The sequence below is a fragment of the Peribacillus sp. P4_C12 genome (assembly GCF_056402095.1).
Genome location: NZ_JBFUIB010000404.1, coordinates 1 through 3,424 on the forward strand (window position 1 = coordinate 1; position 3,424 = coordinate 3,424).

Below are 3,424 nucleotides of genomic sequence, written 5' to 3' on the forward strand. Positions count from 1 at the left end.
TTTCTAATCTATCTAGATATTTCAAAAAAGTAGTTACTAAACAGTATACAAAATGACGTAACGTAAGCTTCAAGTTTTTTTAGACTTTTAATTAATTAATCTATATAAAACTTGAAACTGACGAGGGGTCACCTTCAATAATGGTATCCAAAGAGAGGGATGGAAAAATGAAGAAATACTGTAAAATACATATAAAAAATTTTGAACAAGGAATTCAACTATTTATTGAAGGTGAAATAACTGCAAAATCTTTTGACTTGATGAATATCGTCCCATTTGAAAAAATGTACGATTCTTACAATAATCATACTTTCAAACTAGAAAAAATATAAATATAATTGAAAGGAGTGAGATGATAATGGAAGTAAGTACCTTTTTAGGGTTGTTTTGGGGATGGATGACGGTTATCGTATCAGGAATACTTTTCGTACGTCCATCAGTACTACGTGAACTGAAAAAATTAGTGGTCGAGGACAGAGGATTTGGGATTATGTATGGCTTTCTATCAATTTTCCTAGGCTTAGGCACTGTTATCCTGCATAATGTATGGGCATTAAACTGGCAGGGATTCACCACAGTCATTGCATGGCTCGCACTATTAAAGGGAATTTACGTAATTGCATATCCTGAACCATCCAAGAAAACCGACTTTGAAGTGCGGATACTATCTACGCGTATAGCACTTGCTATCGTTGGTGCTTTGGCTTTATGGATGCTTGTAGTAATCTATATGAACTAATCAGTTTTTCGAAGGAATGATTAATTGGCAACGGGTGCGTAGCGTCATAAGAAGGCCACCAATTGGCGGCTATTTGAATGTCATATATAATCATACATTCAAATTCAAGTTAAAAACTACCCTTAATTTACTAACGGGTGCTTTACTTCAATAAGGGAGTTGCTTCGGCTCTCTTTTTCTTTATGCAACTAACGGGGCAGGATAGTTCCATAAGGAATACTGTTAAGTGACATTAAAGTCGTTTAAAAACGTCAGTCCTGTTATTCCATTAAAGGGCAGGATTGTGGAGGATTGGAAAATTTTGATTCTACAAATAATTGGGGGATTGGAAGAAGGAAAGCTATGTATAATTAGTGATGTAAGTTTATGCTTTTTATGTAATAATTATTTTGTAGAAATGTAAAGTTACAATTCATACATAGTGAAGGTGGGGATCATAATGGCAACGGGAACGCATACAGTAGTAGTTCCAGTAGATGTACAAGCAGTTTGGGATTATGTCAGTGATCTCGAAAAATGGGCAACGACAGTACCAGCCTATAAAGAACATGAAATCATAAATGACAAGCAATCTATTTGGACATTTGAAGGTAGTGTGAAAGGTATTAAAAAAACAATACAAGCGCAGGTAGATATTACCGAATGGAATGAACCTTCAAATATTAAGTTTGAACTAAAAGGTTTATCAGATAATTTTACAGGAAGCGGTCACTTTACTGCAGAAGATGTTAATGGTAAAACAATAATGACTTGTACGGTGGAAATCCATGCAGGCGGATTATCTGGTGCGGTGTTAACACCAATTATTAAATGGGCTGTTCCAAAAGTAGCATCTCGTTTAACAGAATCTATCGCACGTAAAATTGCAGTATTCTCATAGTTTTCAAAGATTGAAAGCCAATTCATTTTGGAGATACCTTCTCTGAAGTATAGATGGTAACATTCTGAAGTGACCAATATAATGATATCGAGCTCTACTAGAAATTTTATAATTAGCGGAAAGCGGGCTGTCCAAAAAGGATGGCCTCTTTTTTTCAATATTCCAGAAGCGCTTTTCTTAATGAACTAACGGGTGCGTTAGYTSRTTAAGGAACACAAAAATGATCAAACTTTTTTATAAAAGAATAATCCAATTAAATAGTATAAGGGCATGTTTTGATTCATCTTTTTTCAAAACATGCTCTTTCWATTTRTTCATTTATCAAGGTTTCTTGTATTAATTTGATCAAACTTTGTTTCAAAGATACACTAGCGTGTATGGTTACTAAGGAAAGGAAATTATGTAAAATTCAACATATTGGAAACCTTAATTATTATAATGATAGAAATAAAGCTAACGCGATAAAATGAGTTTTTGAAAAATATATGTATAGCAGGAGATTTATGAGTCAAAATGAATGTGATAGAAAGATTGAACAATTGATTCAGAAGTTTAATCCACAAATCAAGTTGCTTAGAACATGGAAGTTACATGGTGGTGTGTCTGCTAATTAAAAGGGATGATTTCAATGCTTATCATCGTAACAGAATAGGTAAATTTTTTATGGGGATAATTAGCTAATCAACAGATGTGTAATTTTGCTATACTTAAGCAAGCTGATTGATGTTTTGGTCAGATAATTAAACTATCCTAAGGAGAACAGAAACATGCAAACTTTACAGCATCTATCGAAACATCTTGTCTACCTGACTCCAGTGGGAGAAACTGATCGGCCCATTCTCGCCGCCGTTTCTGGAACTAAGAAAACTATCATCATTGATGCCGGTAACTCTGTCCAGCATGCACAGCTTTTTCAGGACGAATTACTACAGGCTAATATAAGCGGGGATTTTCTTGTTCTTACCCATTCCCACTGGGACCATGTATTTGGACTGGAGAATGTGAGAATTCCGGTAATTTGTCAGGAGAAAACTTACAACAATATTAAGGATATGCAGCAGCTTTCATGGGAAGATCTCGATCTTGATCAACGGGTCGATGCTGGGATTGAGATTCCATTTTGTGCCGATGCAATCAAATTGGAACTCGGGACAAAGAGAAATATTGACCTGCCGTTGCCCGATATTATTTTTGAAACAGCGATTACCATTGATCTTGGCGATATAACCTGTGTAATTGAACACGTTGGCGGTGATCATGCAGCAGACTCTTGTATCATTTATGTTCCGGAGGAAAAAACATTATTTCTAGGAGATTGTCTTTATGCCAATCTTTATGCTGAAAAATGGAATTATACGGCTGAACAAGCTTTGCTACTCATTAAGAAGATTGAAGCCTATGATGCCGATACATATATACTCTCCCATCACGAAAAGCCCAGCACGAAGCAGGAAATGGAGACAGAGCTAAAGCTAATGAAAAATTGTGCAAGGCTTGTCGTCAACTATCAGGGAAGTCGTGATTTAATGGAGCAGGAATTGGCCAAGCAGCTAAACCGGAAATTAACCGAAAGTGAACTCGAAACAGTTGGTTTTTTTGTAAACGGATATGCTGAATAATTACGAGGACTAAAAGCGGCAATATATGGTGCTGATGTAGCTTTGATCAAATTAATACAAGAAACCCAGATAAATGTATAAATAGAAAGGGCATGTTTTGAAAAAAGATTAATCAAAACATGCCCTTATACTATTTAATTGGATTATTCTTTTATAAAAAAGTTTGATCATTTTTGTGTTCCTTAA

The 3,424-nt window shown here is 35.2% G+C and carries 4 protein-coding genes; all 4 read left to right on the plus strand.

Annotated elements, in window-relative coordinates; translation table 11 throughout:
- Positions 1-140 precede the first annotated feature (140 nt).
- The 4 genes from AC1DUW_RS23835 to AC1DUW_RS23850 all read left to right on the plus strand — a co-directional run bounded on the left by AC1DUW_RS23835 (position 141) and on the right by AC1DUW_RS23850 (position 3,238).
- Positions 141-332: a hypothetical protein gene (locus tag AC1DUW_RS23835; RefSeq protein ID WP_053347533.1), complete on the plus strand. Its 192-nt coding sequence runs from the start codon at positions 141-143 to the stop codon at positions 330-332.
- Between the two features lie 26 nt (positions 333-358).
- Positions 359-739 (plus strand): hypothetical protein, encoded by a 381-nt coding sequence (locus AC1DUW_RS23840; protein WP_053347532.1) that lies wholly within the window; start codon positions 359-361, stop codon positions 737-739.
- Between the two features lie 439 nt (positions 740-1,178).
- Positions 1,179-1,619, plus strand: coding sequence for an SRPBCC family protein (locus AC1DUW_RS23845; protein ID WP_053347531.1), 441 nt, complete (start codon positions 1,179-1,181; stop codon positions 1,617-1,619).
- 767 nt (positions 1,620-2,386) lie between these two features.
- Positions 2,387-3,238, plus strand: coding sequence for an MBL fold metallo-hydrolase (locus tag AC1DUW_RS23850; RefSeq protein WP_053347530.1), 852 nt, complete (start codon positions 2,387-2,389; stop codon positions 3,236-3,238).
- The last annotated feature ends 186 nt before the right edge of the window (positions 3,239-3,424 follow it).

Bases quoted from the DNA above. Each gene is read 5' to 3' on its own strand.
- AC1DUW_RS23835 (WP_053347533.1), top strand. From the start codon at position 141: ATGGTATCCAAAGAGAGGGATGGAAAAATGAAGAAATACTGTAAAATA.
- AC1DUW_RS23840 (WP_053347532.1), top strand. From the start codon at position 359: ATGGAAGTAAGTACCTTTTTAGGGTTGTTTTGGGGATGGATGACGGTT.
- AC1DUW_RS23845 (WP_053347531.1), top strand. From the start codon at position 1,179: ATGGCAACGGGAACGCATACAGTAGTAGTTCCAGTAGATGTACAAGCA.
- AC1DUW_RS23850 (WP_053347530.1), top strand. From the start codon at position 2,387: ATGCAAACTTTACAGCATCTATCGAAACATCTTGTCTACCTGACTCCA.